Here is a 26,594-nt window from a genome sequence, read left to right as displayed (position 1 = left end):
TTACCTTTACGAACGAGTTGGTCGAGCGTTGTGAGATCGGCTTCCGACAGCACAAACGGTTTAGCGATTTGGCCCATGTCGGAAAGATAGCTACTTTTATCTAACCATTAAATTGGAAGAGTACTAGCTTGTTCCTTAATCTAACCAACAAGGATCTAAGACGTTACATACGTACTAAGCCGAAAATTAGTGTAGTGAATGGTGGTATCGAATTCCGACTGGCATTGTTGGTCGGGATTTTTGCTATTTCAGACGGTGCAGCTATCTCGGCAAACTAGACGATACGACCGACATAGATCAGGCAACATCAGGTGGGAATATATTTCTGTATTGAGAAATATCGGTTAGTGCACTTTTGCTCTTGGTTAAAAGCTTTTCCCGACGATCAATTTTGTCCATCCCGGCATTTATTCCGGAAGTTACCTTTTGCAAATTATCCTTATCGGCCCATGCATTGAGTTTCCTGAAACGCCAGTACCAAAAGGATACGGCTACGGCGTCCTTGTCTCGTTCCATTAATTCAGGTCTTTCCAAATAAGGTTCGCCAAAAAACCGCTGACAAGCTCCATAATTCCAGCGACCAGTTATCTGGATCAACCCCCTGCCTTTGTACTTTTTACCGTCACCTGGCTCCGTATTACCCAGTTTTTTATTGCCCTCATATCGTTCTCCACTTCCAGTTTCCAGGACTCTGGAAAAATTCATGGATTCATGAATCAATTGTGCCAAAAAATGGGATAACCGCAAAGCGGTGTTTATTTCGAAGCGTCTATCGTTCTTAAAGAATTCGATCCAATGTATGTATCGATCTATATAGGCTGGATTGGCTCCACAAGCTAAAAGCTGCCGTGGTGTTATGTATAAACCACCTTTCAATTCCATAATTAATACAGTTTATGGGCTATGATTTTAGCCTTAAGAGTACAATATTAACTGACAATCAGTATCTTGAAATTCACTTTACTTTCCGGTATCAGTAGGCTTCACTCATTTACTTCTATAAAAGCTATCCCATGAAACGCTACACGTACCTCGGCGATCGTATGACTGATCCGGCACTAAAAGGCCAGGCCTGCGCAGCCGTGCTCCGTGAAGATGGCAAGTGTATTCGGGGGCGAAATGGCAGTATGTTGGTTCGTTTCGACTCTGGCCGGGAGGCTATTGTCATTGGTCGACTGCTACGAAAACTGAATCATCCTGATTAGAAAGCCGACTCGACGTAATGGTAATATCGGTGCCACAGACCACCTGATTCCATTACAAACTGACTGCCACACACACTTCATCAAACAGAATCTAACTAGCTGATGAAAAGAAAAATAAGCGGGGCCGCCCGGTGATGGTGATCTATCACCTACGGAATCGACTGATCTGGCGTTGACGGATTTGGGCGGTCAATTTACCCGTAATAAGTAAAAGATAGGCACTAGTTATTGCTGATCGCCACTATCACTCGCATGATAAACTATACCTTTCTTAGTCATTACACAAGCTGAGCAGTTGTATATGCTGTCCAAAAGCAGGTGCAAGCCCCTATATCAAAACCCTCCGGGGCGGAGAATAGGGGATTATTTAATTAGAGTAATGCTGCTTTAACGCCAATGATAATAATGGTAACTCCGCCGACATACTTCAAAGCGTTACTTACCTTTCGGATCGCTTTGCCGGCAATCGTTTTGCCTTCGTATTTAGCAAGCTCGTCACTGACTGGCTTGAGCTGCTTTTCCGCCAGAGTTGCCCGGTCTGCCTGATTATTGCGTTCTTTGACGAGTCGAACAATCGTAGCACTCTGTTTCGTAATGGTATCATTTGCCGCTTTTAGACTGGCTTTCAAACCATCGATCGACGTTCGACCTGACGCTTCCAGTCCGTTCGCCCTGGCTTGTTCCTCCTGATACAGATTATACCAGTAGCCCGGATCTTGATTAGCGTGCATGGGCAGCGTCTGCGCACTGGCCATTGAGCACAATGCTACTCCCGCAAAAAACAGGAGTAGACTGGCTATATAGATAAGGATGCGATCGGAAAGCCTCATTGATTAGACAGGCTCTTAAAGTCATCGATCGCTTTCTGTGTACTATCCCCGATCGCAACGGTTGAAGAGGTTGGAGCCTTGGCATCAATGATTTGTAATTCCTGCCGTTTGATATCTGAGCAGCTACCGACCAACCAGAGTAGGGCAACAATACCCAACGCAGAACCGGAAATCTTCATGACTGCCGGTTGGATCTTTTTAGTAATAAACATGTAAGTCACAATCACCACGACCAGTGCTCCAACTCCGGTAAAGGCAATAGCAGCTGCATGTTCATATACGTCACGGTTTCGGAAACTCGCTCCAAAGGCACCAACAAAAGCAGTTGCCAGAATCAGGATTCCATACCGAATAAAGGCAGGCGTTTCATGATCCAGATCGTAAAGGATGGCCAGTAGACCAATAGCGGCCACCAGACAAATGATTTGTGCAATGATAATCCACATGGCTAGTCTGTTTTTTTAAAGAAGTTGATAACTGATTTTACAAGACCTAACAGAGCAAGCAATGCTCCGCCCTCTTCAATACGCTGACCATCTTTAGCCAGGCTAGCCGTTCGCTGTTGCTGTTGCCGGTGTAGGGTTTGTTGATCTGATCAATCAGGTAATTAACCTGTTGACAATTTTCCGATAAGGCATGATAGTTAGCCGATAGGGGCGAAATGACCTTACAATCAGCATTGATATAGGCTGAGTAGTACGGTTCGGCGTATTGCGGGGTAGTAGCCATTCTTTAGGAAGATCTACGTTTTACGACCAGAATTAACAAGACCAGGGCGGCTAGAATAAGCAGATAGGTTGTGTTGACGCGTGGTTTCGGGTCAGGGTCTTTGGGCTTCGTTGAATTGGTTACAGTTAGCGTGGTCGTATTATCCTGAACCTGGCTATCCGATAAAGCCATACTTTGTTGAAGATGAACGTTCTCTAAAGCCGCATTATCCGCTAAAATTTTTTTCTGAACAAAGTCACTCGCAAGGAATTCAGGATCAAGGGTATACTGATTGATGTCTGTAGCGCTTTGTAGCCGCTCCTTTCCATCCCAGGCTGTTGGAAGGCTGCTCTTTATCGTCAATACCCACAAATTGACATCGCTTAAATAGCGTAAACGCCAGACATACGTTTCATCAACCCAATGGCCGAGTCCGGGAATAATACCATCACCTACTCTATATCTTGTGTTCCGGGTGCCGACGATATCACCACTTTTATAGGTCGTTGCCATAGCTCGTTAGTTAGCCAGTTTAGCGATGTAAAGCATGAGCCGATCCACTAGCGGCCGTATCCTGGAAAATTCGGTTTGGGTTTGGTAACAGCCAATCGACTTGGCTAAAGACTTGTATTTCTCTTTGTGCAGGAACCGGTTGGTAATGCCTTTCTCCCGCATTTTGTAGTTCACCCACACTTCAAACAGCCGCGCCCAAAGCTCATTGTGCCGAAGCCAGTACGAATCCGATTCCCCTTTCGTGACCAGGCTTTTACGCATGAATCGGTAGGATCTGGTCTGTTGAATGGCCTGGATGATTTCGGTCATTTGATACCTGAGTGAGCCTTTTTTATCGATGTTCTTGGTAATGAGCGAGGTATCAGAACCGTAGGTCAGGGAGCGGTAAAACTTGCTTTGCTCGACGAACGTGCCAAAGAAGTAATCTAGGGCGTGTCCGTATTCGTGAGCCAGGGAACCCACCCCGCCCGTTTCCATGAACTTTACTGACTTGGGTACATCGATACGCCTACCCGAAAGATCTTCGATATAGCGTTTGTAGCGGGTCATATTGATCATAAACGTATCCGGCTCAAAGTGACCGGCCGCGCGTTGATGACCACGCGCACCAAAGGCAATGCCTATCGTACCATTCAACCCGATATTACTATACCCGACGATCCTGGTTAGATCTTTGAGCGCAATCACTAAAGCCGCCAGGTAATTGTAGGCATCTTCGTTGGTTAGCCAGTTGCCAAACTCGATACCCTTCAAGCGGAACTTGATCACCGCCCGGTTAATGTCGTCTGCGGATACGGTTCGTTTTGTTCTGGAAAAGCCTTTGTAGATCGGCGTAAACCCGTTCTCATCCCAATAGGCATTCACCCGACTACCAACGCTTACCCGTGTATTGGTATCGACATATTTCTGACTGGCAAAAACGGGTACCAGGCCCAATCGTCTTTCCTTGGGGCTTACTGTTCCGATGGGTTTCTTGAGCTGCAACATCTTAAATCACTCGTCTATAGCCTGCTTTCTTAATCATGGCCCGAAGCTGGCCAGGTGTTACGGCCGTTTGGGTACCTGGCAGATCCACCGGCGTATAATGCACCAGGGCGAAATACACCAGCTCCGCGCACGTCCACTTGTCCCAGGCCTGTTTTTGTAAGGGCAGTCCGTAGGTGAAAAACACACCTTGCCAGTCATAGCCTTTGCCGATCTGGGAGCGTATGAACGCATCCAAGCCGGTCGTGTCGAAACGTCCCAGGTCATAGACTTCCCAATAGGTTGGGTTCTTCAGGGTATGGGTGGTGGGTCGAGCCACTACGCCCTTTGTTTGGGCCCAACTCGAAACGGAAACACCATCGGGGTAGATCAGCTCCGTGTGAATCCAGTTTGAACCCGTACTGACTGCTATCAGTGCCCCGACAAGGTCATTTTCATGAAATCTATTTTTAAAGCCAATAAGCATCGATCAGCAAATTATAGCTCCAAATCGGCCAGGAGCGACCGGGGTTGCATCGGTGAGAGAGTGGGCAAACCAGCGGTTTGCCCATCTGCTGACAGCGTTGTACTTAACCCAATAGGTGTAAGCATGACGGCAATAGCCGCTAGTTTGCGTGACCAAAGTCTGTATGTTTCGTTTTAAGTTCATGAAAAAATCGAGTCACTTACCTAAGAATACTACCTTCATATTAACCCCCGGCTTACGGGCCGAAATCTTCTGGCAGACCACCAATTGCGATCATTTTATGGAAAACTACCGGGCTGATCTGGACGCACCCACGGCAAAATCCCGTTTTCATAATCTGCGATTTAGCCAGGTATCTAAAATGCTGTCTGGCAATCTGTACATTACTCAATCGCCTAAATCAGACGATCCCAATAAGTACTATGCCATTTCATCATATGGGAGCAAATACTATTTCACTACCTTTACTATTGAGTCTCGAACCGATTGCCCCGATACCCTGTTTGCAGTAATAATTACCTCCTACATCACCTATGAAGACCGCCACATTAAAAAGCACAAAGCCTACGTCGAAGAACTCAGGCGTCAGTTCAACCGGTAAGCGTCAGGGCATTTTGCCCGGTAAAGGGCCGTGGGTTAGTCTGGATGGTAAATGGTATACCAAAAACACCGCTGGTGAATGGATACCCATGAAAGCCAGTTAGGGCGCTGATCGTAAGCGGCCTAAACCGTAGGTAACAAAGCAGAGTGCAATCAGGGCCGGAATGAGCTTTCTGGTTTGAAACAGCGCTGCCGTTACGCCAACCGCCACCGCCAGAAATGCCATTTCCGAATTGGGCAAAAACACCCACGCATTGCTGATGCCGAGCACCGACGTGCTGACCACATTATTGGTTTATTCGGTGGCCAGGACTGCCGATTTGGGTTTGGTCTTATTGATGACCGCTAAGAGCGAATTAGCCCAAAGTGTCGCGTAAGCATCCCAATCGTCTACCCGCAAATGAATTGTATCGTCACGGCCCGCGCGTTGCTGCCGTAAAGCCAGTAGATCAGCGCCCACGTAGCAATTGGGTTCACTGGCCAGCACGTCACTGGTGCCCGCGCGCATTTGCTCCGAATCAATCTCGATACCACCATCTTCCATCGCCAGCAGCCAGGCGACATCGGGAATTTTGTAGGTTTCCCGGCTATGCTGAATAACCGTTCGGTACTGTTCGGCAAATTGCTGCCGGTTGCTGTCGTTGCGATCGTTCACCCCGTGGTGCACCATGACCGCCCGAATACCCGTCGTCGGAATGTATTTAGTAAGGGTTGCCCGGAGCGGTTGGTAGGGCATACCCAGGTTATACTTGATAAAGCTATGGTCAAAGGGAATACCCTTGATGACTTTATAGTTATGCAGGATCTGCGACCCACCAAATGCCGTATTGAATAACAATACGGGCACATTTAAAGCCGCTGCGAGTTTATTACCCATGACCGCCCCCAGACGTAGGGACCAGAACCGAAAGGACCAATTTTACTGGTTGCTGTTACCGGCGAATACACCAGCGGCAGATTGGCTTCCTTACACTCCGGATCATGGTAGTTCACACAGCGAACGCGCGGATCTGGATTGGTATAGACCTGATTGGTTTCCCCCTGGGCAACCGAATGGCCGAATACGACTAGCACTTCACCCACACCCACCCGATCAATGACGGCTGAACCTGCGGCCGGCGCTCCTGTAAAATTGGATAGCTCGGTGCGGGCTATCAGCTCCAACTCATCGGGGGTAAAATACTGACCGTTGCGCGGCTGAATCGTCTGGCCTGGTTGCTTAGCGTTTACGTTTTGGAATCCTGATTGAGAATGACGCGGCTTAGGAGCAGTGCTGCCAGGCAAGCCAGGAGAACCAGGCCGAATAGTTTGAGGTCGCGCATAAGCGGAAAGGGGGTTGGTGTTGGCGAAAGAGAAGGCCAACAGACCAAAAAGCATTGCGGAGATAAACGATTTCATGGCCAGTGGCTTGCTTGGTTTAGCGTTTTGTGGCCAGAAAAGTAAAAGGCTCCCGTTGCCAGGAGCCTGAAAGAAGTTGAAAGATTTCGTTGAATTTGCGCCAATTTCAGCCAGTTTGTTTCAATTGGTCAATCTGGAAGTTGGCTTAATTCGTAAATTTCTATTTTGAGAATGGGGTATTCCTTTGCTGGAAGGAGCTATCCACAAACCAACTGAGAGATGACAATTGACGAAATGATGACTCAAATCGATTTATCTACTTTGTCTACTAAGGAGCAGGAGCAATTTAAAGACTGGCTAACCGAACGACCGTTTATACAAACTAGTGTTATGAATGCATTGCGAAGAAAGCAAAGAGTCGAAGGTACTTTAATGCCCAATAGAAAAAAGCTAGAATACTCAATCCGAATAGAGGAATAAATAGTATAGTAATCATATAAAGCCACTATTAATTTTATAGTTTTACAAGGTTTTCGGGCCTCCCTCTTTCTACAAGCATACCTAATTAAACGCACTGTCTCACTTGCTTAAGGTGGGACAGTGCATTTTTTTGCCCTGGCCAAACCAGTTTAAACAATAGCAATGAACGTTATGCTACTAAGCCCTACTGTTAAGAATTGACCACCACTACCAATGCTACACCAGATAGATGCTTACCAATCTGAGCTACAAAAGGCCAGAAGCTTACCTTATGTCGCTAAAGTGTATCTCTCCTCTGATTTTAAGTATGTAGTCGTTGACCTTCGCAAAGATCCCTCTTTTGGTTTGCGGCATAAAAACACGCTTTTTTTTCCGTCCCAAACTTTTTCCGTCCATTTGATTGACGAAGCAGTAAGTAGAATAAACCAGAAGTAGAAGGCTGTTTGATGTAAACCTATTGGCCCAAAAGCTGACTTATTTGTATTGCTTTATGTGTTTTAACAAAAAGTATTCATAGGTAAATAAAGGGATTTCATCTAGGTTTTAGGGCCAACGGTCTATTCTGAAAAATGCCAATGGCTCTACCGTCTATTTTTGCTGCAACCTGTTGTTATTTCAAATCGCAGCGGTAGGTTTTAGGGTAAGGAAAGCAGACTGATTTTATTAGCCTGCTTTTTTTTACTATCACCAGGCGCGCGGTTCATCAGCTTTCCCAACGGGATACAACACTGACCTGCGCATTGGTACGGTCAGTGCGTCGAACGGATAACACATTGGCGTTCGCGATACCCCGAAGCATAAAGTCTTTCCCATTCAAAATGGTAATCCGGGGCTCACTACCCGTCTGAATGACATCGATGTCTGTACCGGAGGTATTGACCATCGTGAGCGCACAGAAGGCTGATCCCCATAAGCCTCGTACAAAGCACCATCATCACCGTTGGTTTGTGCCAGGAAGTGGCCACTAGCCGTGAGCACCGGTGCGGCCAGCAAATTCATAACCTGGTCGAGAATTTCTAAAGGGCTGCCGCTGGTGGCACGCCATTAATGCTGGTAATGGTTTTGACGGCCAGGGTATTTATTAGCGCTCCTGCTTTAAAGGTAATGCTGTCAAACGGGTTGTCGTTCACCAGGGCGGGATTCAGCGTGACGTTAGGCTGTTGCAGATACTGAATCGCACCGGTATCGGTGTTGGTAATCTTTAGGCTCAAGCCGAAAGGCTGGCCGACCAACGTACCTTAGATAATAGGTTGCAATGATTTTTTCAGCAACCTGACCAAAATTGGATGCAATTTGTCGTTCTACTGCTTCACTGGGAGCGATACAAGCCATAAAAGTGCGGATAAGTTAAGATGTGGAATAGACTATTGTAATAGTATAAAAAGATAATACAAGTAATTAATAACTATTAGTAGCCGGTATGTATTACTACTATATCAACACGATTCATTAACTAGTTAGTGAGCAAATAAACCCTATTCGCTCGAAGCGGGTCTATCAAGTACAACCAGTAAGTAAGAAGATGGACCGCAAAGCCCTGGAACGAAAGAAGCGCCGGATCGAAGGCCTCATCAACGCCAACCTGATTGTTATGCAGGTCTTAAGGCAGCAATTTTCAGCGTCCCGGTCTAAAGCCCTGGAGCAATACCGAACTGGCCGGGCTATGATAGCCGAGTACGACCGGGTCCTGAAAGAGCTTGGAAGGTATTGATACTTTAAATAAATGTGTATACTGTTATTTGTCTATATAGTAATAGGACTAACCTACCATATAATAAATATCCTTTTTACGAACTCAGACAATATTGAGGCAAAGTTTATAAAAAAAATTAATAATTTTTCTCTGATTTTGTGTCATTAAGACACATAAGATAAAACTATCTAAAAGGTAAGTAGGTGTCTTTGCTACCTTGACGATCAAAGATTGTTGCAGGGCTAACTCTAACTAAATCACGCAGTTCCAGTTTAAATCCTAACATTTGTTACTGACTGGAACCCAAATCCACATTATACTTATGCTGAATCCGTTCGAAGGCTCAAAATCTAAGCAAAAGCAACAGCGTAATGCATGGGTACAAAACGATTTTGAAACGCTCTACAAGCAATATGCTGAGAAGGTCTATCAGAAGTGCCTGTCGATGACCAAAGACAGCGAAGCGGCTCAGGATTTTACCCAGGATATCTTTATCCGGGTTTTAAGTAAATTAGACACCTTTCAACAGAAGTCGGCTCCGTCAACCTGGCTTTACTCGATTGCGCATAATTACTGCCTGGATCAAATTCGGCTCGGTAAACGGATGAAGTTGCAGGATTTTCCAGAAGGGGTGGAATTAGCGGAGGAGGCAATCGTTTCTGATGAACTTCAGCTACAGGCGCTCGAACAATTGATCGAAGATCTACCCGTTGAGGAAGCAGCCTTGTTACGGCTTAAGTATGAACAGGGGCAGAGCATTAGTGAACTTAGCCAACAGTTTAATCTCCATGAAAGTACCATCAAGATGCGGCTCAAGCGTTCCCGAGATAAATTAAATCGACTGATTCGTCAACTGGGTCTTTAAGAAAAAACAGGATTGTGTATTGCACAGTAGTAAGATTTGACAGAACTATCTGGAAAAAATAAAAAAAATGTCGCTTTGTGTGACCGTATTCAAATTTAAAAGTCTAAAAGAAGAATTAAGATAAGAGGCAGGTTACACCAGTAACCTGCCTCTTGGTTTTGCGCTCTTCTGCAACGCCAGAGCTGCTTATTTCCAGAGTTCATCCATCGCATCGTTGAAGTCACTTTGCCGCAATTCGGAAAGATAAACCTCCGTTGTCGAGAGCTTGCTGTGATCCAGGGCGGCACTGATCCTGAGCTTATCAGAGATCCGGCTATTGGCCAATGGCGCAAACGTATGCCGAGTGATGTGGGTCGTCAGGTTGATGTTATCCCAGCCTAGTTATGCAACCTCTATGTCCGATCGCAAGCTATATTCTGGCGGCTAGGTATAATAATAAACCGGGAACACTTAAAAATCACTAAGCCCCAAAAAACTAATCTTACTTAAAAGGTTATCGGTTTACGGCTCAATTAGGTATAATTCGTCGATTGCTACTGGCTATCTTTCAATGGGTCTGTCCAAGTATAAGTGCGCGTTCCCACTGTCTATCTCTGCTATTTAGTAAGTCAGTAATACTATTTACCACTTTATAGGTAGGACGTGTGCCCCTACCTTTATTTTGCTTTTTCAACGCATTCCAGTATCCATACATCTGGATCTTCAGGCTCAGGCCTGAATATGGTAATTTAATGAGTGCATTAAGGCCGGACGTATTGCCCTCACGTGCTCCCGCCGTTTCTTCTCCAATAAAAATTGGCTGATTAACTTCTCCCAAAATAGCTACCACATCCGCCGAGGTTGAAAACGTGCCGCCATCAATAAGAACAATCAATTTTCCGGTAAATGGTTTGGCAGCTGGCTGTTGTACACCTACGCCGGAATGCAGTGCCGGTTTGACCAGATAGCCTCCCTTTACATCCCGGACGGTGCCCTGACGGAGATCCTCAAAGGTTTGTGGTTTCCAGGTGGCAAACGATGGTGCGATCGATCGTATCCAGATTCTGTCAAAATAGCGAAATGATTTATTGGTAAAATGAGAGACGAGTGCTGCACCGTATTCATCAACACCCCCACCATTGCCACGCAGATCTACTATCAATGCCGTAGGATTTTTGGTATTGATCAAGCTAAATAGGCTATCCAATTCACTCATAAAACGTGAATCGTCAAATGTGCGTATTCGTAGGCTGGCAATAGAAGTGCCTTCAGGAAATGTCAAAGAAAAATTACCTTTTGGTCCCTCTAGTTTTGCCAGAGCGGTAAGCATCTTCTGATTAATCGTGTTGGTATTCCTGTTGGCGATACGTTCGCTGGCAGATACGCCAGAAACGTTGGTACTGATAACCTGACCGTTGGCGTCCTTTGTCGTTACCGTGAAATTGTCTGATTGATCCGCAAAAAGCCAATAGTATTGCGGGAAGTTTCGTTCAAGTTTTCGTCTCTTGCCAGTCTCAATGTAGCCGTCTGCGGGAATTTTAGTTAATAATAACGCGATCAAGCCTGCTAGTTTATGCCCATTGATGCTAACAATTTCCATTCCGGGTGCAATCGTTGTATCTTCTTTAGTTTCGTTGTAGACGACCATTAACCTATTGTCTGTTAGCATCACCCGAAATGGAAACATCCTGGCACTTACTATCTGAGCAGTAGTAGCATTGTCATATTCTAAGCGCATATGCCCGTCACCTGGCTCTGCAACCATAGCAGAAACCAGCGAGATAAATGCAAGTTTGGTATGAACTGTGCCTAGTTTGGCTCGGTATTGATCGAACGTCCGGTTAAGCGATAAACTATCCGTAAAGCGGTAAAGGCTTCCATGTGCCTCTGTAATAGATTGCCTCAAAAGGTCAAAATCTGACTGTAATTCTTTTATAGCCAGTGTTTTCGTTACAGGTTCATTCTTAGTTGTTTCCGGACCGGTTTGGGCAATAAGTGCCTGGCAGTTTAATAAGATTAACAGGAGTATGAAGGTAGATTTTTTGCGCATTTATAATGGGTATTTATCAAATGATGTTGGCTTTGCCGAAACGTTGCATTTGATAGAATTGAACAACCATGCTCAATCAGACAAATTAGACCCATTAGGAATCAAAAGCGGATAAATGCCCTAAGCTAACTTCAGGCAAATGCCTGAGTTTAGCTTGAACAGGCCCTGAAACATTGGAATATGCTATGGTGAGAGCAGCCTGACCTACCTAACTAAAGTACAAAATAAAGCAGGCAGCCCCTATTAAGTGAGTTTTGTACTTTAGTTAGGTAGTCGGTAAGTTAAACACAGCTAGTTTCCTGCTTTTTTTGTTGCTACGAGCACAACACCATTTTTGCCTTTTAGACCAAAGCGACTGATTAAATCACTGTTTGACGCGGGTGAAAGAACAGTGATGCTTTGAATATCATTGGGACTAACCTGAAAGCTACCCTTTTCTTGAGGGTTAACTACTTCAACATTATCGACCAACCAAAGTGGTGGGCCATCAGCTCCTTTAAGAAATTTATTGACAGTCGGTGCCGGTGGAATTCCATTACTTATCTTGCTACAGCCCCAAAAGCTAAATGCAAAACAACCGATTAACGCAGCGAGAACAGTATCTTTCAGTTGCATAGCCAAAAATATTAAGGGTTGAATCAGATTTATAAGGTCTTATCTATCAGTATACTACTGCTTTGATCTAGAAAAGTTTGTAACTGCTCAAGGACATTCTATCAGTGTCGTGCTACTGCGCTGCGAGAACGTCCTTGAGCCCTAAACAGATAATGAAAGACCCCGAGATGAATAACGGTGCCAGGCCACTTTATGAGGTCGTTAAAACGTGAATTAATTCGGCAAAAGCGCTAACTCTTTTGCGAGCGGTAAAATAATTGATAAGGTAGTTCCTTTTCCCAATTCAGATTGGGCCGATATAATCCCGGAGTGATTGCGAATGATTTTGCGACAATAGGCTAGCCCAAAACCTTCGCCCTCCCGAACACTATTAAAGGGAACCTGAGAAAATATATCAAAGATCTTTTCAAGTTGAGATCGTTCAATGCCAATCCCATTATCCTGTATCTGGATTTCGACAAAATCAGCTTTATTTCCCGGTAATAGCGGATGACTGAGTTGAGATTTCGACAAATTATTCACTAAAACTGCTATAGCTGGCGGCTCTGCCTGTTTCGAAAATTTGATTGCATTATTGAGTAAATGATAAAAAACATGCTCCAATTGCAGCGGTATACCTTTTATAAGTGGTAATGGTGCGCTTCTAATGGTTGCATTTCTGGCTTTCACCTGAGAACTTAACTGGCGGCATACGACAGCAATGATTTCGTTCAGATCAACAAGTTCAAAAGACAAATCCTCATCGTTTAACTCTGAAAAAACGGACAAGTCCTTAATCATTAGTGATAATTTTTGGGCACTTGAATCGATTTTAAACGCAATACTCTTTGCTTTATCGACATCGTTCTTTTCGGTTGCATCAACCAGCAGACCACTAAATAACCTGATTTTTCGAAGAGGTTCCTGAAGATTATGATTAGAAATATGACGGTACTGCCGATTTTCGTCGACTGAATCCAGAAGCTTCTGATTCAAATTTTGAAGCGCAATCGTACTCCGCTCCAGTAATTCTGACTGCTGTAAATGGAAGGAGATCAAATCCGAAAATAAATGGAACATGCCAATGATTTTCGAATTATTGAGTAGCGCAGGCTTCGGGTCAATGGCACAGAGCGTACCAAAAAATTCACCGTTTTTCAGGATGATAGGAAATGAAATATAACTCTGAAATCCATACATCTGGGGTGTAGGATGGTTGCAAAAATCATCACTTTCCTCAACGTGATTGATAATTACCGCTTGATGACTATCCCTTATTTCATTACAAATCGTTGTTCCTAGCTCTAATTCGCCACCAGGAACCAGGCCAAATTGAATGTCATCGCGAACGCTGCATGCTATCCATCGATCCTGAGTTACGCGGGCAATTGCGGCAAAACCCATTCCAGTCGTCTGGCAAACTACATCGAGTATTGTGGGTACTATGGAGAGTTGCTTTACGCGTTCAATATCCTTATTTAAATCAATATCAGTATGAATCATTATGCGGACAGTATACCAATCAAAGATAGCGAATAAGCATAATATAGTTGTGTTACTATTTGCCAAACAGTCGTGTATCCTGCCGAAGACAATCCGCTTAACGATTGAAAATAAGTTGATAAAACGAAATGTGCAGATGGGTATTTCAGACGATGATGCCTATACGCTAAACTGATTTTACACGATTGAGGCTAATTATTTAGCGTATCTGGTACAGGAGATAAGTATGTTGGAAGTGCTTTCCCCTCTGTATTCTGAGTTTTTCATCTTTTTTCTGCCTTGTTAGTATGCCTACTGTTGTTCAGGTTGGATTAGTTGGCTTTGGTTTGTCGGGACGGTATTTTCACGCGCCGTTCCTGTCCGTTAATCCACGATTTCATCTAAAGAAAATTGCCAGTAGTCGCCCCGACGCTGTTCATCAGTTCGATGCGGGGATTGAGTGGGTGGCAACGGCCGATGAGTTATTTGCCGATCCGTCTATTGATCTCGTTTTTATCTGTACACCCAACGAAACTCATGTTGATTATGCCCGGAAAGCGCTGGAACATAAAAAACATGTTGTGGTCGAAAAACCATTTGCCATTACCGAGCCAGAAGCCATTGACTTGCTGGAGCTGGCCGAGCAGCAGGGGTGTCTGGCAACCGCGTATCAGAATCGCCGGTGGGATTCTGATTTTCTGACAATTAAACGCTTACTGGCCAACGGAGCTTTAGGAGCCGTTGTTGATTATGAATGCCGGTATGATCGGTTCTCGCCCATAGACCCAAAAGCCCGAAGCTGGAAAGAGCAACCGGGCGTAGGCCGTGGAAACCTCTATAACTTAGGGCCACATTTACTCGATCAGGCATTAAATCTGTTTGGTGATCCCGAAACGGTTCAGGCTACCATCCGCATCATTCGCCCAGACAGTCATGTCGCCGATTATTTTGATATAAAACTGGGCTACGCTGACAAGGTCGTCCGGCTTGAGTCCAGTCTGATGATTTATCATAATCAGTTGCGTTATAGCCTGCATGGAACGAAAGGTTCGTTTATCAAAGGTGGTTTAGATGCACAGGAAGAACGATTACGACTCAATCAACTGCCGAATGAGGCAACCTGGGGCTCCGAGCCTGAAGATCGCTGGGGAACACTTTACCGCGACGGTCGGGCCGAGTTGGTCGAAAGTCAGCCGGGTAATTACACCCCATTTTACGATAATCTGTACGAAGCCATTGTAAACGGAGCAGAACCCGCTATTACACCCGCCGAAATTCGACGGCTTACCCGCGTAATCGATTTAGCCGTAGAAAGTAATCGAACTCAACGGGTCATGCCCTATGTCTTATGACTAACTACCGCTGGAGAATTGTTGGATTGCTGTTTGTTGCTACGACGATCAACTACCTGGATCGTCAGGTCATCAGTCTGCTCAAACCGACTTTAGAAACCGTTTTTAACTGGACGGAAACCGATTATAGTCATATCGTTATGGCGTTTCAGGCGGCCTATGCGCTCAGTTACGTTGCATTCGGCCGGCTGATTGACAAAATCGGAAGCAAAGTAGGTTACCTGATCGCTGTGTTTTTGTGGAGTATAGCCGCCGTTCTGCATGCTGTGGCAACGAGTACATTCGGGTTTGGCGTCTATCGTGCATTGCTGGGGTTGGGCGAAGGTGGAAATTTCCCGGCGGCTATAAAAACCGTAGCCGAATGGTTTCCTCGGCAGGAACGGGCGCTGGTAACGGGTATCTTTAACTCCGGAACGAACATTGGCGCTGTTGTGGCCCCCATTCTGGTTCCCTGGGTACTGGGCGTATACGGTTGGCAGGTTGCTTTTATACTGACGGGCCTGATTGGCTTTGTCTGGCTCTTTTTCTGGTGGTGGAACTATGATAGCCCACAGCAACATAAACACGTGTCACCGCAGGAACTGGCCTATATTACCAGCGATGCCGAAAGCAATGAAGGGAACTCCGCCATTCGATGGATCGACCTGATTCGATTCCGCCAAACGTGGGCGTTTATTTTAGGGAAGCTCTTGACCGATCCGGTATGGTGGTTTTTCCTGTTCTGGTTGCCTTCTTACTTTGCATCGTCGTTTAATCTGGATCTTAAGAAACCAAGTCTCCCGCTAATTTTTGTTTATACTGCGGCTACTCTCGGAAGTGTGGGGGGCGGTTATCTATCAGGGTATTTCATCCGGCGGGGCTGGACGATCAATCGTTCGCGGAAAACGGCGATGTTGCTTTATGCGCTGTGTATTGTCCCGATTGCCTTGACCCGCTACGCGACCACCATCTGGGAGGTCGTTGGCTTGCTGAGTCTGGCAGTTGCTGCACACCAGGCCTGGAGTGCAAACCTGTTTACCCTGGTATCGGATATGTTTCCCAAAAACGCGGTTAGCTCCGTGGTTGGGCTTGGTGGCATGGCTGGTTCACTCGGTGGGCTTCTCTTTCCGATCATAGTGGGGTCTTTGCTGGATACCTACAAAGCAGCGGGCGACATTACGATTGGTTATAATTACCTGTTCGTATTATGTGGCAGTGCGTATCTGCTGGCCTGGCTGTGTATTCATCTGTTTGCTCCGGCCATCAAGCCAATTAAATTGCCAGACGCTTTACCGGAAGTCGTTTAGTGGTTTCCTATTCATAATTTTGAGCGCACTAAACAGCATTATTCCTTTTGAAGGACACATGGAAAAGAATATTGTCATTTTTAAAAACCTTCATGAGACGTATCAAACGATGGATTTGCCGGTTTCAGGTATTGAAACCAATGCCGAGTTCACGATAAATAATTTAAAAGCCCTTCATCCCCAACTTCCATTCAAATCGATCGGTTTCCGACCTGATTATTTCTCATTTTTATTCGTCAAGAATGCCAAAGGGCAGTACACAACAGACGATGTAACATTTGCAACCGAGCCCGGAACCATCTACTTCACCAATCCCGGCCATTTTAAATCGTTTGAGTGGTATGAGATCGACGAGGTGTACCTGATCACTTTTTCTGAGTCTTTTCTTCGGGAGAATGTTCACCCTGACATTTTCAGGGAATTCCCGTTCTTGCTTGCCGAAACAGTCTATCCTAAGGTGTTGAAACAAGCCGATTTTGCGGAATTTGAAACACTGTATCGCCAAATTGAGAAAGAGTATCATGCCGGTTCACCCTACAAAAACAGGATCATCGGTAATTTCTTCGTCGTGCTGCTCCTGAAAATCAAAGAGTATTTCTGGAACGACTATAACCCGATTTATGAAGGAAACCGGAGTTCCCAGATTGTCAAAACCTTTAAGCGCAACCTCGAAAACCATTTTCGTGAGCTCGTGACGGGTAAAGTGCATCAACCCCTGCGCGTTCAGGACTACGCAGATAAACAATCGCTGCATGTGAACTACCTCTCTAATGTAATTACCAGCAAAACGGGGAAATCAGTCAGTACCTGGATAGCCGAAAAAACCATTGCAGAAGCCAGAACACTGCTCCAGAACGCGTCGATGTCGATTAAGGAAGTATCTAATCTGCTGGGCTTTTCAGAAGCTACTCATTTCAGCAATTACTTCAAAAAACACACGGCCATGAGCCCGGCTGACTACCGAAAACAACTCCTCAAAAGCTAATCTTAGATATTTGCATCTAATGCTGTAATTCGTGTACGTTCGGCGGGCGTTTCCCATACCACCTTTGTATCATCAATTTAACACAAAGGATTATGAAAACGCTCGAACAAAAAGTAGTACTCGTAACCGGCGCATCAAGAGGAATCGGTGCCGCTATTGCCCTGACACTGGCTGATGCCGGGGCAAAAGTAGTTGTCAACTATGCCGGTGGTAAGGAGGCTGCCGAACAGGTAGTTGCCGATATCATTCAGCAGGGGGGAGACGCCATTGCGCTCCAGGCCGACGTCAGCAAGACGACGGATGTTAAAAATCTCTTCGATGCGGCTATTGCCCATTATGGCCGACTTGACGTGCTGGTCAATAATGCCGGTATCATGATCAACAAACTCATTAAGGATACGACTGATGAGGATTTTGCCCGCCAGTTCGACATCAATGTCAAAGGCACGTTCAATACCATGCGGGAAGCCGCAACCCGCCTGGCCGATAAGGGTAGTATTATTAATTTTTCTACGTCCGTAAACCGGATTATGCTGCCCACCTACGGAACCTATGTCGCAACCAAAGCAGCCGTTGAGCAGCTAACCCGTGTTTTTTCGAAAGAAGTCGGCAGTCGGGGTATCAATGTTAATTCGGTTTCGCCCGGTCCCACCAACACCGAATTGTTTACCAATGGAAAGTCGGAGGAAACGATCAACCGGCTGGCTTCTCTATCGCCCTTCAATCGTCTGGGCGAACCGGATGATATCGCCAAAATTGTGGTGTTCCTGGCCAGCGATGACGCTAAATGGGTAAATGCCCAGAATCTTGGTATCAATGGCGGTATGGCTTAACCATCCGTTTCCAGCCAACTTTTTCAGTTCCATTTTCTTCTTAAACACGAACAATCATGAATAGTCTAGTCAATAAAGTTGCCGTAATTACCGGATCTGCCAGAGGATTAGGAAAAGCAATTGCCGAACGGTATGCCGCCCTGGGTGCGTCTATTGTGATCAATTATTCTCGCGATAAGGCTTCGGCCGATGAAGTTGTGAGCAACATTCAGGCAATGGGGGCCAAAGTAATGGCCATCCAGGCCGACGTCAGCAAGGTGGCTGAGATCGAACGTCTGTTTACGGAAGCCAGACAGGCATTTGGTAAAATAGATATCGTTGTGGCTAACGCGGGCATTGAACTGGTGGAAACTGCCGTTACGGATTTTACCGAGGAGCAGTTCGACCGGGTTTTCGCCATTAATACCAAAGGTTCGTACTTTACCATGCAGCAGGCTGCCCGAACAATTGAAGACAATGGCCGGATCATTTACATTGCTTCCAGTACCACATCGTTCCCGGTTCCGGGCATGGCAGTGTATGGGGGCAGCAAAACGACACCAAGATACCTGGTCGATATTCTATCGAAGGAAATAGGCCATCGTGGCGTTACGGTAAACTCGATTATTCCGTTTGCCGTTGATCATTCCGGCATCTTTACCGACCCGGCCAGCTATCCTGAGCTACGAAAACAATTGCTTGATAGCTGCCCAATGGGTCGATTGGCCGACGTAGACGATGTGGCTAACGCTGCTGAGTTTTTTGCCAGCGACCTGTCTTCCTTTGTAAATGGGCAGCACTTATTAGTGAATGGTGGGGCAACCAATTAATTCGCATGCCGTAATGGTAGAATGCATTTGTTTGCAACCCAGAGGTACACGGCCAGATCGTTAAAGTGGCTTGAACCGTTAATGAATCGAGATGCTTGGAATGAAATGCTTGTACTCTGGCTTTACATTAAAGGGTGGTTTTTTCAGGGTTATAACATGAGATTCTATCTGTTTGGCGGTCAGATCGTCACACCGATAGCAGACAAACAGGAAAGAGTCCGGATCACTAAGTCGTGCCAGAGCCCAATTCCCAGTACCGGTACAGTGCGCTGTAAGTCGATTGTAAATGGAATTTCCGCCAGTGGCAATGCCAATATAAGCCACCTCAAAACCACTCCCATTCGGGAAAATAAGCTGATAAACACCAGTTGCTCTGGGAGCATGCGCACTGATCATGCTTAGTGAAAAAGGAAAGGGCCCTTCCCATTCACGACCGTAATCGTCCTGATACATACTTAATTATCGTTTAATTCTGCTAGTAAATTAGTTGATTTGCAGCCACTGGCAAACAAATTCTATGTAAACGGTTTTTAGTATTTCCATTCTTTTTCTAATCGGTCAATCACGCTGTATAGTCTAGAAAATCACTCCTTCTAATACCACCGGTTTGTTTCTGTTCTGTTTTTGAAAGAAGTAGCCTATCCGTAAGAATCGGCCCCTAGCAGGCCAAATGAAAAAGTTTTTTGCTATGAATTTGTGAAGGATTCCAACCGAAGTAGTAGTAGCGAGGGTCTAGTGAGTTAGGTTAAGTACAAGTTACAACCGGCCGCAGTTACGGTGGGTAGAATCCCCGCTCCAGATGAGGGCGGGGATTTTTGTGTTCAATGAATTAAGCGAACCTGGTTCGATAGAATCAGGATCATAAACAGTCAGGCTATTTTCTGGGCCACTGTAGAATTGTGAGCTCCACATTATTGGTGTCCACAATAGTACGTTTGCTGTCCGTTTCTGGACAGGATAACTATGTCAAATAGGTATCAAATAGCCATAAATAGCGCACAGAGGGCTATTTTTTAGTTTGGCAGGGCATTTGTTATGTATATGTATAATAAACCGCTAGTAATGAAAGATACCTGCTTCAGCCCGTTCAAAAAGGTTGCCCTGCGAACCATGACCATTCGACCGGTCGATGCTGATCGATCCGTTGTTACAGGCAAAATTGTGTATCAAATGAAACGCAATACGAACCACGAACAGGAGGCTCGGCATCCCTACAGGCAGGTTCAGGAAGCCTTACTAAAACGGTCTGGGCATGAATAGGTCAACTGACCCGCAGCCACCCCGACCCGTCGGACCGCGTTGGGCTACCCGTCTTTTGCGGTGGTTCTGCGCTCCTCATCTGGTCGAGGAGATGGAAGGTGATCTGGACGAGCTGTTTCAGGAGCGAGTCCAACAAATTGGCCTGAAAAAAGCGCGGCTTCGCTACATCCGGGACGTAGTGAGTTTAATCAGGCCCTTCGTGATCAAACGTAAACCCAGTACCGGGCTGGTCGGGCTACACCAACAGGCTAAAATAACCGTGTATCCTCAACGATTTGGCGAATACCCTCATCCCTCAACTTTAGATCCTATTATGATTCGCAATTATTTAAAAGTCGCCTGGCGCAATCTGATCAGGGCAAAAGGCTATGCATCCATCAATATTGCCGGATTGGCTGTTGGCATGGCGGCCTCTTCGCTCATTTTCCTCTGGATTCAAAGTGAACTCAACTACGACCGCTTTTACAGCAAAACGGACCGGCTTTTTCAGGTTTATAATCGGGATAAATTTAGCGGAATCGTGCAGGTTTGGGGGACTACACCAAAGCCTCTGGCACCGGCACTTAAGCAGGATTATCCCGACATTGAGGACGTTTCCAGATTCCGGTCTGCCACGTTTCTCCTGACGGCAACTGACAAAAAGCTGAATACCGACGGTGCTTTCGTTGACCCTGCGTTCCTGAACTTATTTGATTTTCCATTCATTTCGGGCAACCGCCAAACGTCTCTTTCGGGTAGCAACGGAATCGTCATCACAAAATCCCTATCGGAAAAATTATTTGGAACTACCGATGCGCTGGGTAAAGTAGTTCAGCTTGATCATAAGGATAGTTTTTCTGTGACCGGGGTTTTGGATGATTTGCCGGACAATACTCAATTTAGCGGTATAGCCTATCTGTTACCCTGGGCCAAATTTGTGACACCTGGCTGGGACTCTGACGAATGGAGCTCGAATAATAATTATACCTATGTGCTTTTGAGAGACAAGGTTAGTCCAGATGCTGTCAATGAGAAGATCAAACGCGTTACAGCGGGACACCTCAAAGGAGTAATCGATGATGTATCGAACAGGCAGATTTTCCTACATCCGGCCAGTAAATGGCACCTGTATTCAAAACAGGAAAATGGCTACCTGACTGAAGGAAAGATTGTTACTGTACGTCTGTTCGGCATTATTGCAGGCTTTATCCTGCTGATTGCTGCGGTCAATTTTGTTAATTTAAGTACCGCCAGAAGCGAAAAAAGAGCCAAAGAAGTGGGCGTCAGAAAAGTGGCCGGTGCGCAGAAATCAGCGCTGATTTTTCAGTTTATGAGCGAGTCGGTAATGCTTGCCCTGCTGTCAGGAATAGGGGCGCTGCTCTTGATCGTATTGTGTATTCCTCTGTTCAATGACTTAACTGACAAGCGGTTATCCCTGGATATGGGGTCTGTAGATTTCTGGCTGATGGCCGTGGCTTTTGTTTTGTTTACAGGGTTGCTGGCAGGAAGTTATCCTGCTTTTTTCCTCGCTAACTTTCAACCAGTCAAGGTTATTAAAGGAACTTATCAGTCCGTAAATGCCATATTTTCGCCAAGAAAAGGATTGGTAATCGCGCAATTTACGTTTGCTATTGTGCTGATAATCGCCACGTTGGTAATTCAACATCAACTGAATTACGCCCAAAATCGGGAAAGCGGTTATAACCGCGATAACCTCCTGTTTTCTTACCTATCAGGTGACCTGCCAAAGCACTATGGCTCGTTACAACAGGAATTACTCCAAAGCGGAGCCGCGATTTCCGTGAGCAAATCACTTGGCCCGATTACGACGATCAACTCCCGCCAATGGGGTCTTTCATGGCCCGGCAGCACAAAAGCAGATAAAGACATCGAGTTTGATCGATTTGGAGCCGATGAAGATTTTCTGAAAACGACAGGCACGAAATTACTGGCAGGCAGGGAGATTGATATCCGGAAATACAGTACAGATTCATCGGCGGTTTTGTTAAATGAAACTGCTGTAAAAACGATGCATTTGAAAAACCCTGTTGGAACGAGTATTCATTTCGATGACCGGAATTGGCAGGTGGTTGGTGTTGTGAAAGATTTCATCTTTGCCTCTCCTTATGAGTCGATTAATCCGGTCATTGTCAATGGGCCAAAAGGTTCAGTCGACCTGGCATGGACAAGCATCCGGTTAAATCCAGCGAACACTACAGCCAAAAACCTGGAACTTGTCGAAACGGTCTTTAAAAAATATAATCCGGGCTATCCGTTCGACTATTCATTTGCCGATGAGTCGTATAAAGCCAAATTTGCCGACGAACAACGCACCGGTTTATTGACCGGCCTGTTTACTGGATTGACCATATTCATTTCCTGTCTGGGACTTTTCGGATTGGCGGCTTACACTGCCCAGCAACGGACTAAAGAAATCGGCGTACGGAAAGTGTTAGGAGCAACGGTCCCCAATATTGTTCGCCTGTTAACCAAAGATTTTATTCAGTTAATGGGTATTGCTTTTGTCATTGGGGCACCGATTGGCTGGTATGCTATGGAAAAATGGTTGCAGGATTATTCCTATCGCATAACTATTGGCGCAGGCGTATTTATCGTAACTTTAGTGTCATCGCTTTTGCTCGTTATACTGACCGTTAGTTTCCAGGCGATCAAAGCAGCCGTAATGAACCCTGTCAAAAGCCTGCGGAGTGAATAAATTTAAATCAGGTCTACTCCGGGAAAGCGCCAAATAATTCATGTTGCTTTTCTGGAGTAGATCACCTGAGCACGGGTTATAAGTGCCCCTGAGCTGTTTGATGGCTCAACGATCTACTTTCGGAGGAGTATCCAACCTACAAGGAGTCAATACACCTAAAGTCATGTTGAATTTGATTCATTGTCTGCCAGATAGCCTTTGTTTTGGCTTGAGGGGAGAACTCAAAAAAGATCGTTGTTTTAGCGGCTGAGGGACAATCGCTGACCGACGCTTTAAAATACAGTTCAATAATCTGGTTTGTCATAAAGGGGTCGTAGAGGCTAATTACCCCGCTTAAAGCTGCGACATTGTCTGGGCCGGGTGCTTCGGAGCTGATCTTCACTTTTGGTTTGGGAATACGGCTTACATCAATGGATTTATTGGCGACATTGAGCTTGATTAACCCCGTGTAATAGGCTTCCAAATCCCGCTGTAGTGATGCGTTATTGATAATTGGCTTGCCGTCCAGCCACCACAGCGAGGTGTAGGACCAGAATTCATCGCTCCCGACCTGCCCCCAGCCAGGCGCAAATCGCAGATCAGCACTGCCTTCTCAAGCGGGAAATCAGTTAGTTCGGTTCGCCAGTTGGCAGGGGTTGAATACACATAAGCACCCGACGACAATCCCTTTATCCATTGGATACACTCTACTTCATTGACAATCGACCAGGAGTGCGGATGTCTCATGCCATTACTTCGATACCCTTTTCGATCAGACTGGACAAACTCAGCCCGTTGATTGCCCAACACCAGCAACCGATTAATCAGCTCTGAAGAATCGGCATAATTAGCATCAAAAATGCTTCGCCTTCGTTCTTTCAGATACCAGTTAATGTCCACGTCATGATAGACCCGGACGCCCATGTTTTTTAAGAAACGCTCATTACCTGGCTCGTTAAGGTCTCTATAAAAAGGGGTCAGTTGCTTGTATTGGGACAGATTGGATTTTGGGGTTCCATATTCCTGAGCCATAACTTTTGTTATAAACCGGGCTTCGGAAACCCCTGCCTCCGCAAAATTTCGGGCAATCTCCCGCTCGAAATAGCCCCATAAATTAATCAGATCGACTGGCGAGTCTATGGTAAATACACCTTTAGGGTTTATTGGATAGGTACTGGGAGATTCTTTGCAGAGTTCAGCATAGCGTAACGCAATCGTACCACCAGCAGAAAAGCCGCCTAATACGAATTGATCGGGCCGCACGCCATACCGACTGATGACATCCTTAAAGACCTGATTTAATTTGGGCACAACGGCCGAATCGGCGTAGATTTTTGGCCCTTCGGCAACCGCAATTACAAGTACATTATTGACATAGGCGACATTAGGAAGCTTGGTTTCGGGAAAGATACTTTCGGGCGTTTGAGCATAACCTGGCAGCAGAACCAATACGTTTGAAATCGTATGGCTAGCCGGTTGGATGGCCAGATAGTAACCGGTCAGACTGTCTTTCTGATTAACAATAATCTTTTCAATGGATTGAGCGTGTCCAGGATTTTTTAACCAGAACAGAGCCGCAGTAAGGGAGAGCAGGATCTTTATAATCATCTGATCGGACAGGGAAGCCGTAAGTAGAACAAAGATCAAGACTAGAGATTGTGTATTGACAATTAGGCAGTTAAAGAATGTTAAGACGTGAAAATTAATTGGCGCACAGCCAAAGGTCACCCAACCCCGGACGCCCGTCCGGGGTTGGAAATCTGCCTTAGCCATAAATTAGTGATTCAATAAGCCCACCAGTGACTGATTATTTCCGGTCTTTTTTGCTAGGTACAACTATTCCCGGTGGCGTGATACCAACATCCTTCTGTTCGTATTTGGGGACTTTGGGGCTACCATGAACCTTGGGGGCTTTGGTAGCCACTTTTTTAATATTCTTGTTCTTCTTTTGTTCGTGCGCCATGTGCTTGGGTTTTCTATAGAACACCAATCAGGCAGAAACGCTTTATTTTAAATCTCAGAGCCGCTTCCAGGCAACAAATAAACAGAGCAGAAAAATGCCAATAGTAAACCAAACGGCTTTGAGTTCATGACGCCGGTAATGAATTCCAGCGGCTGGAATCATAATGAGTCCTAACCCGAAGGCTGCTATGGGTGTTAGTAGGACCTGAATAGAGATCAGTCCGGGTACGAGTAAACCAATCACACCCGCCAATTCAGCCAGGCCGATAAACCGAATCAACCGAATCGGCAAATGCTCAACCCCAGTCTGCCCGATCGCCACCAGATGATCCTCCGATTTGGTCGATTTCATCCAGCCTGAATACGTAAATACGACTGCCAGAAAACACTGGCTAATCCAAAGAATAGTGTTCATGGGTGCTGTTCCGTTTTTGAGTTTTATCAAACAAAACTCCGACGGAACGCGCACGACTCCTTTGACAATTATCAAAAACTAGACCTGAGCCCGAATCCGGCTAAGTGTTTCCTGAGTTACGCCAAGATAGGAAGCGATCATGCCTAAGGGAACACGTTGAAGTAGTGCCGGTGTACTGGCCATAAACTGCTGATAACGTTCTAAAGCCGTAGCGAAATGTAAATCATCAAATCGTTTCTGCAGCAGCACCAGCCCATGACTGACCAGCAGTCGACCCAGTCGCTCTATTTCGTGGTAGCTTCGGTACAACTGCTCGAGGGCCGAAAAGGAAATGGCCCATAAGACGGACGGCTCCAGCAACTGAACAATGCGCCGGTCGGGTTGACGGGTGATAAAACTAGCTATAGAGCCCGCAAACTGACCCTCTGCACTTAGCCAGTCGGTAATGTCTTTGCCGTCTTTGTAATAGTACGTTCTGGTCAGGCCACGCTCAATGAAATAGATGTATTCACTAACCGAATCCTGTCGAATCAGAATATGCCCCTTTTCATGCTCCAGGCGAACAGATGCTTTAGCCAGTGCTAGCTGGCCATCTTCGGAGAGGGAACTGAATTGAGTGAGGGTGTTGACAAATGGATTATCCATTTAAGTACAGGTTGAAGTCGTACATCGTTTTGCCAATAAAAGCAAAATGAATTGGTTTTAAAAGCTACATTTACCCCGTTGGATTTTAGAAGCATAGTACACGTGGAAAAGCCTTCGCAACTCATTTTGCCCGCTGTAGCCGCCATCATCTTTGATCAGCAGGGCAGAATTCTATTACAAAAAAGACGGGATGTCAATCAATGGGGATTACTGGGCGGTCATGTCGAGTTTGGCGAAACGGTTGAACAGGCGATCTACCGGGAGATCAGCGAGGAAACGGATGCTCAGGTTCGCATCGATCGGTTGATCGGCGTTTATTCAGAGCCCGCATCGCAGACCTATATTTACCCCAATCGCATTGTTCAGTATGTCACGACTTATTTTAAAGGAGAATTGCTCAGTGAACTTAACGAAGGGTTTGCCAATGAAGAAACGCAGGCATTACGGCTCTTTCGGGTAGATGCGCTTCCGGATGAATTAGCCAGGCTTCACCCGTTCTGGCTCGATGATGCATTGGCTACCAGCACCAGTGCATATATGCGTTAGAGCTAACGAATGGAGATAAATAGCCTTCTGAATGACGAAC

The 26,594-nt window shown here is 45.7% G+C and carries 33 protein-coding genes; 12 read left to right on the top strand and 21 right to left on the bottom strand.

The genetic code is table 11. The features are described from left to right. Nucleotides 1-297: 297 nt before the first annotated feature. On the bottom strand, nt 298-882 hold the full coding sequence (locus GJR95_RS02800) for a glycoside hydrolase family 19 protein (protein ID WP_162384438.1): 585 nt from the start codon (nt 880-882) through the stop codon (nt 298-300). A gap of 131 nt (nt 883-1,013) precedes the next feature. Between GJR95_RS02800 and GJR95_RS02795 the strand changes: the two genes are divergently transcribed. Next, nucleotides 1,014-1,205 carry a hypothetical protein gene (locus GJR95_RS02795; protein WP_162384437.1) on the top strand — a complete coding sequence of 64 codons (192 nt, stop codon included), beginning with the start codon at nt 1,014-1,016 and terminating at the stop codon, nt 1,203-1,205. A 371-nt stretch (nt 1,206-1,576) separates the two neighbouring features. Here the strand turns inward: GJR95_RS02795 and GJR95_RS02790 are convergent, their stop codons facing one another. Genes GJR95_RS02790 through GJR95_RS02765 form a run of 6 tightly spaced genes read right to left on the bottom strand, consistent with a single transcriptional unit; the run spans nt 1,577 to nt 4,706 of the window. Next, nucleotides 1,577-2,035 carry a hypothetical protein gene (locus GJR95_RS02790; RefSeq protein ID WP_162384436.1) on the bottom strand — a complete coding sequence of 153 codons (459 nt, stop codon included), beginning with the start codon at nt 2,033-2,035 and terminating at the stop codon, nt 1,577-1,579. Continuing rightward, nucleotides 2,032-2,481, bottom strand: coding sequence for a hypothetical protein (locus GJR95_RS02785; RefSeq protein ID WP_162384435.1), 450 nt, complete (start codon nt 2,479-2,481; stop codon nt 2,032-2,034). The genes GJR95_RS02790 and GJR95_RS02785 overlap by 4 nt, the downstream gene beginning before the upstream one ends. A gap of 46 nt (nt 2,482-2,527) precedes the next feature. Beyond that, nucleotides 2,528-2,764, bottom strand: a complete 237-nt coding sequence (locus GJR95_RS02780; protein ID WP_162384434.1) for a hypothetical protein — start codon at nt 2,762-2,764, stop codon at nt 2,528-2,530. A gap of 3 nt (nt 2,765-2,767) precedes the next feature. Beyond that, the gene (locus GJR95_RS02775; protein ID WP_162384433.1) at nt 2,768-3,256 is read right to left on the bottom strand and encodes a hypothetical protein; all 489 of its coding nucleotides are present in this window, start codon (nt 3,254-3,256) and stop codon (nt 2,768-2,770) included. A 6-nt stretch (nt 3,257-3,262) separates the two neighbouring features. Beyond that, complete coding sequence (locus tag GJR95_RS02770) at nt 3,263-4,243, bottom strand: LPD1 domain-containing protein (RefSeq protein ID WP_162384432.1); 981 nt, start codon at nt 4,241-4,243, stop codon at nt 3,263-3,265. A gap of 1 nt (nt 4,244) precedes the next feature. Beyond that, the gene (locus GJR95_RS02765; RefSeq protein WP_162384431.1) at nt 4,245-4,706 is read right to left on the bottom strand and encodes a hypothetical protein; all 462 of its coding nucleotides are present in this window, start codon (nt 4,704-4,706) and stop codon (nt 4,245-4,247) included. Nucleotides 4,707-4,887: 181 nt separating this feature from the next. Between GJR95_RS02765 and GJR95_RS02760 the strand changes: the two genes are divergently transcribed. Next, on the top strand, nt 4,888-5,307 hold the full coding sequence (locus GJR95_RS02760; RefSeq protein WP_162384430.1) for a hypothetical protein: 420 nt from the start codon (nt 4,888-4,890) through the stop codon (nt 5,305-5,307). A gap of 99 nt (nt 5,308-5,406) precedes the next feature. Here GJR95_RS02760 and GJR95_RS02755 read toward each other — a convergent pair whose 3' ends face one another. The 5 genes from GJR95_RS02755 to GJR95_RS02735 form a co-directional block, all read right to left on the bottom strand. Beyond that, nucleotides 5,407-5,592 (bottom strand): hypothetical protein, encoded by a 186-nt coding sequence (locus GJR95_RS02755; protein ID WP_162384429.1) that lies wholly within the window; start codon nt 5,590-5,592, stop codon nt 5,407-5,409. 9 nt (nt 5,593-5,601) lie between these two features. Then, nucleotides 5,602-6,183, bottom strand: a complete 582-nt coding sequence (locus tag GJR95_RS02750; protein WP_162384428.1) for a hypothetical protein — start codon at nt 6,181-6,183, stop codon at nt 5,602-5,604. Continuing rightward, nucleotides 6,156-6,704: a hypothetical protein gene (locus GJR95_RS02745; protein WP_162384427.1), complete on the bottom strand. Its 549-nt coding sequence runs from the start codon at nt 6,702-6,704 to the stop codon at nt 6,156-6,158. Before GJR95_RS02745 ends, GJR95_RS02750 begins: the two co-directional genes overlap by 28 nt. A 1,123-nt stretch (nt 6,705-7,827) precedes the next feature. Next, nucleotides 7,828-8,007 carry a hypothetical protein gene (locus tag GJR95_RS02740; RefSeq protein WP_162384426.1) on the bottom strand — a complete coding sequence of 60 codons (180 nt, stop codon included), beginning with the start codon at nt 8,005-8,007 and terminating at the stop codon, nt 7,828-7,830. A gap of 133 nt (nt 8,008-8,140) precedes the next feature. Continuing rightward, nucleotides 8,141-8,335, bottom strand: a complete 195-nt coding sequence (locus tag GJR95_RS02735; RefSeq protein WP_162384425.1) for a hypothetical protein — start codon at nt 8,333-8,335, stop codon at nt 8,141-8,143. Nucleotides 8,336-8,646: 311 nt separating this feature from the next. Here GJR95_RS02735 and GJR95_RS02730 point away from each other — a divergent pair, with 311 nt between their 5' ends. Beyond that, the gene (locus GJR95_RS02730) at nt 8,647-8,835 is read left to right on the top strand and encodes a hypothetical protein (RefSeq protein ID WP_162384424.1); all 189 of its coding nucleotides are present in this window, start codon (nt 8,647-8,649) and stop codon (nt 8,833-8,835) included. A gap of 304 nt (nt 8,836-9,139) precedes the next feature. Further along, nucleotides 9,140-9,682, top strand: coding sequence for an RNA polymerase sigma factor (locus tag GJR95_RS02725; RefSeq protein ID WP_162384423.1), 543 nt, complete (start codon nt 9,140-9,142; stop codon nt 9,680-9,682). A gap of 547 nt (nt 9,683-10,229) precedes the next feature. On the opposite strand, the gene GJR95_RS02720 is transcribed toward GJR95_RS02725, so the two are convergent. From GJR95_RS02720 to GJR95_RS02710, 3 genes are all read right to left on the bottom strand, one after another. Next, entirely contained in the window at nt 10,230-11,711 is a 1,482-nt protein-coding gene (locus GJR95_RS02720; protein WP_162384422.1) for a S41 family peptidase, read from the bottom strand. 291 nt (nt 11,712-12,002) lie between these two features. Then, entirely contained in the window at nt 12,003-12,326 is a 324-nt protein-coding gene (locus tag GJR95_RS02715; protein ID WP_162384421.1) for a hypothetical protein, read from the bottom strand. A 213-nt stretch (nt 12,327-12,539) separates the two neighbouring features. Next, nucleotides 12,540-13,808, bottom strand: a complete 1,269-nt coding sequence (locus GJR95_RS02710) for a sensor histidine kinase (RefSeq protein WP_162384420.1) — start codon at nt 13,806-13,808, stop codon at nt 12,540-12,542. A gap of 287 nt (nt 13,809-14,095) precedes the next feature. On the opposite strand from GJR95_RS02710, the gene GJR95_RS02705 reads away from it, so the two are divergent. From GJR95_RS02705 to GJR95_RS02685, 5 genes are all read left to right on the top strand, one after another. Beyond that, nucleotides 14,096-15,139, top strand: a complete 1,044-nt coding sequence (locus GJR95_RS02705; protein WP_162384419.1) for a Gfo/Idh/MocA family oxidoreductase — start codon at nt 14,096-14,098, stop codon at nt 15,137-15,139. Then, a complete protein-coding gene (locus GJR95_RS02700; RefSeq protein WP_162384418.1) occupies nt 15,136-16,425 on the top strand; it encodes an MFS transporter in 1,290 nt (429 codons plus the stop codon). The genes GJR95_RS02705 and GJR95_RS02700 overlap by 4 nt, the downstream gene beginning before the upstream one ends. A gap of 58 nt (nt 16,426-16,483) precedes the next feature. After that, nucleotides 16,484-17,410: a helix-turn-helix domain-containing protein gene (locus GJR95_RS02695; protein ID WP_162384417.1), complete on the top strand. Its 927-nt coding sequence runs from the start codon at nt 16,484-16,486 to the stop codon at nt 17,408-17,410. 92 nt (nt 17,411-17,502) lie between these two features. Then, the gene (locus GJR95_RS02690) at nt 17,503-18,243 is read left to right on the top strand and encodes an SDR family oxidoreductase (protein ID WP_162384416.1); all 741 of its coding nucleotides are present in this window, start codon (nt 17,503-17,505) and stop codon (nt 18,241-18,243) included. A gap of 56 nt (nt 18,244-18,299) precedes the next feature. Next, on the top strand, nt 18,300-19,052 hold the full coding sequence (locus tag GJR95_RS02685; RefSeq protein ID WP_162384415.1) for an SDR family oxidoreductase: 753 nt from the start codon (nt 18,300-18,302) through the stop codon (nt 19,050-19,052). A 78-nt stretch (nt 19,053-19,130) separates the two neighbouring features. On the opposite strand, the gene GJR95_RS02680 is transcribed toward GJR95_RS02685, so the two are convergent. Then, complete coding sequence (locus GJR95_RS02680; protein ID WP_162384414.1) at nt 19,131-19,505, bottom strand: GIY-YIG nuclease family protein; 375 nt, start codon at nt 19,503-19,505, stop codon at nt 19,131-19,133. Between the two features lie 609 nt (nt 19,506-20,114). On the opposite strand from GJR95_RS02680, the gene GJR95_RS02675 reads away from it, so the two are divergent. Continuing rightward, on the top strand, nt 20,115-20,312 hold the full coding sequence (locus GJR95_RS02675) for a hypothetical protein (RefSeq protein WP_162384413.1): 198 nt from the start codon (nt 20,115-20,117) through the stop codon (nt 20,310-20,312). Further along, entirely contained in the window at nt 20,305-23,007 is a 2,703-nt protein-coding gene (locus GJR95_RS02670; RefSeq protein ID WP_162384412.1) for an ABC transporter permease, read from the top strand. The genes GJR95_RS02675 and GJR95_RS02670 overlap by 8 nt, the downstream gene beginning before the upstream one ends. A gap of 136 nt (nt 23,008-23,143) precedes the next feature. Here GJR95_RS02670 and GJR95_RS02665 read toward each other — a convergent pair whose 3' ends face one another. From GJR95_RS02665 to GJR95_RS02650, 5 genes are all read right to left on the bottom strand, one after another. Beyond that, nucleotides 23,144-23,470 carry a hypothetical protein gene (locus GJR95_RS02665; RefSeq protein ID WP_162384411.1) on the bottom strand — a complete coding sequence of 109 codons (327 nt, stop codon included), beginning with the start codon at nt 23,468-23,470 and terminating at the stop codon, nt 23,144-23,146. Beyond that, nucleotides 23,446-24,759, bottom strand: coding sequence for a hypothetical protein (locus GJR95_RS02660; RefSeq protein WP_162384410.1), 1,314 nt, complete (start codon nt 24,757-24,759; stop codon nt 23,446-23,448). The genes GJR95_RS02665 and GJR95_RS02660 overlap by 25 nt, the downstream gene beginning before the upstream one ends. 34 nt (nt 24,760-24,793) lie before the next feature. Beyond that, nucleotides 24,794-24,949, bottom strand: a complete 156-nt coding sequence (locus GJR95_RS41660; RefSeq protein ID WP_167211209.1) for a hypothetical protein — start codon at nt 24,947-24,949, stop codon at nt 24,794-24,796. A 54-nt stretch (nt 24,950-25,003) separates the two neighbouring features. Continuing rightward, nucleotides 25,004-25,363 (bottom strand): DoxX family protein, encoded by a 360-nt coding sequence (locus GJR95_RS02655; protein ID WP_162384409.1) that lies wholly within the window; start codon nt 25,361-25,363, stop codon nt 25,004-25,006. A gap of 78 nt (nt 25,364-25,441) precedes the next feature. Continuing rightward, nucleotides 25,442-26,008: a Crp/Fnr family transcriptional regulator gene (locus GJR95_RS02650; RefSeq protein ID WP_162384408.1), complete on the bottom strand. Its 567-nt coding sequence runs from the start codon at nt 26,006-26,008 to the stop codon at nt 25,442-25,444. A gap of 102 nt (nt 26,009-26,110) precedes the next feature. On the opposite strand from GJR95_RS02650, the gene GJR95_RS02645 reads away from it, so the two are divergent. Then, on the top strand, nt 26,111-26,554 hold the full coding sequence (locus GJR95_RS02645) for an NUDIX domain-containing protein (protein ID WP_198424802.1): 444 nt from the start codon (nt 26,111-26,113) through the stop codon (nt 26,552-26,554). Nucleotides 26,555-26,594 lie beyond the last annotated feature (40 nt).

The sequence above is a fragment of the Spirosoma endbachense genome (assembly GCF_010233585.1).
In the GTDB taxonomy this organism is placed as follows: Bacteria; Bacteroidota; Bacteroidia; order Cytophagales; family Spirosomataceae; genus Spirosoma; species Spirosoma endbachense.
This window is presented reverse-complemented; position numbering and strand designations above follow the sequence as displayed.

Bases quoted from the DNA above. Each gene is read 5' to 3' on its own strand.
- GJR95_RS02780 (WP_162384434.1), bottom strand. From the start codon at position 2,764: ATGGCTACTACCCCGCAATACGCCGAACCGTACTACTCAGCCTATATC.
- GJR95_RS02655 (WP_162384409.1), bottom strand. From the start codon at position 25,363: ATGAACACTATTCTTTGGATTAGCCAGTGTTTTCTGGCAGTCGTATTT.
- GJR95_RS02650 (WP_162384408.1), bottom strand. From the start codon at position 26,008: ATGGATAATCCATTTGTCAACACCCTCACTCAATTCAGTTCCCTCTCC.
- GJR95_RS02800 (WP_162384438.1), bottom strand. From the start codon at position 882: ATGGAATTGAAAGGTGGTTTATACATAACACCACGGCAGCTTTTAGCT.
- GJR95_RS02765 (WP_162384431.1), bottom strand. From the start codon at position 4,706: ATGCTTATTGGCTTTAAAAATAGATTTCATGAAAATGACCTTGTCGGG.
- GJR95_RS02670 (WP_162384412.1), top strand. From the start codon at position 20,305: ATGAATAGGTCAACTGACCCGCAGCCACCCCGACCCGTCGGACCGCGT.
- GJR95_RS02730 (WP_162384424.1), top strand. From the start codon at position 8,647: ATGGACCGCAAAGCCCTGGAACGAAAGAAGCGCCGGATCGAAGGCCTC.
- GJR95_RS02795 (WP_162384437.1), top strand. From the start codon at position 1,014: ATGAAACGCTACACGTACCTCGGCGATCGTATGACTGATCCGGCACTA.
- GJR95_RS02770 (WP_162384432.1), bottom strand. From the start codon at position 4,243: ATGTTGCAGCTCAAGAAACCCATCGGAACAGTAAGCCCCAAGGAAAGA.
- GJR95_RS02715 (WP_162384421.1), bottom strand. From the start codon at position 12,326: ATGCAACTGAAAGATACTGTTCTCGCTGCGTTAATCGGTTGTTTTGCA.
- GJR95_RS02710 (WP_162384420.1), bottom strand. From the start codon at position 13,808: ATGATTCATACTGATATTGATTTAAATAAGGATATTGAACGCGTAAAG.
- GJR95_RS02675 (WP_162384413.1), top strand. From the start codon at position 20,115: ATGAAAGATACCTGCTTCAGCCCGTTCAAAAAGGTTGCCCTGCGAACC.
- GJR95_RS02775 (WP_162384433.1), bottom strand. From the start codon at position 3,256: ATGGCAACGACCTATAAAAGTGGTGATATCGTCGGCACCCGGAACACA.
- GJR95_RS02785 (WP_162384435.1), bottom strand. From the start codon at position 2,481: ATGTGGATTATCATTGCACAAATCATTTGTCTGGTGGCCGCTATTGGT.
- GJR95_RS02720 (WP_162384422.1), bottom strand. From the start codon at position 11,711: ATGCGCAAAAAATCTACCTTCATACTCCTGTTAATCTTATTAAACTGC.
- GJR95_RS02705 (WP_162384419.1), top strand. From the start codon at position 14,096: ATGCCTACTGTTGTTCAGGTTGGATTAGTTGGCTTTGGTTTGTCGGGA.
- GJR95_RS02760 (WP_162384430.1), top strand. From the start codon at position 4,888: ATGAAAAAATCGAGTCACTTACCTAAGAATACTACCTTCATATTAACC.
- GJR95_RS02660 (WP_162384410.1), bottom strand. From the start codon at position 24,759: ATGGCTAAGGCAGATTTCCAACCCCGGACGGGCGTCCGGGGTTGGGTG.
- GJR95_RS02680 (WP_162384414.1), bottom strand. From the start codon at position 19,505: ATGTATCAGGACGATTACGGTCGTGAATGGGAAGGGCCCTTTCCTTTT.
- GJR95_RS02790 (WP_162384436.1), bottom strand. From the start codon at position 2,035: ATGAGGCTTTCCGATCGCATCCTTATCTATATAGCCAGTCTACTCCTG.
- GJR95_RS02700 (WP_162384418.1), top strand. From the start codon at position 15,136: ATGACTAACTACCGCTGGAGAATTGTTGGATTGCTGTTTGTTGCTACG.
- GJR95_RS41660 (WP_167211209.1), bottom strand. From the start codon at position 24,949: ATGGCGCACGAACAAAAGAAGAACAAGAATATTAAAAAAGTGGCTACC.
- GJR95_RS02740 (WP_162384426.1), bottom strand. From the start codon at position 8,007: ATGGTCAATACCTCCGGTACAGACATCGATGTCATTCAGACGGGTAGT.
- GJR95_RS02745 (WP_162384427.1), bottom strand. From the start codon at position 6,704: ATGAAATCGTTTATCTCCGCAATGCTTTTTGGTCTGTTGGCCTTCTCT.
- GJR95_RS02685 (WP_162384415.1), top strand. From the start codon at position 18,300: ATGAATAGTCTAGTCAATAAAGTTGCCGTAATTACCGGATCTGCCAGA.
- GJR95_RS02695 (WP_162384417.1), top strand. From the start codon at position 16,484: ATGGAAAAGAATATTGTCATTTTTAAAAACCTTCATGAGACGTATCAA.
- GJR95_RS02725 (WP_162384423.1), top strand. From the start codon at position 9,140: ATGCTGAATCCGTTCGAAGGCTCAAAATCTAAGCAAAAGCAACAGCGT.
- GJR95_RS02750 (WP_162384428.1), bottom strand. From the start codon at position 6,183: ATGGGTAATAAACTCGCAGCGGCTTTAAATGTGCCCGTATTGTTATTC.
- GJR95_RS02690 (WP_162384416.1), top strand. From the start codon at position 17,503: ATGAAAACGCTCGAACAAAAAGTAGTACTCGTAACCGGCGCATCAAGA.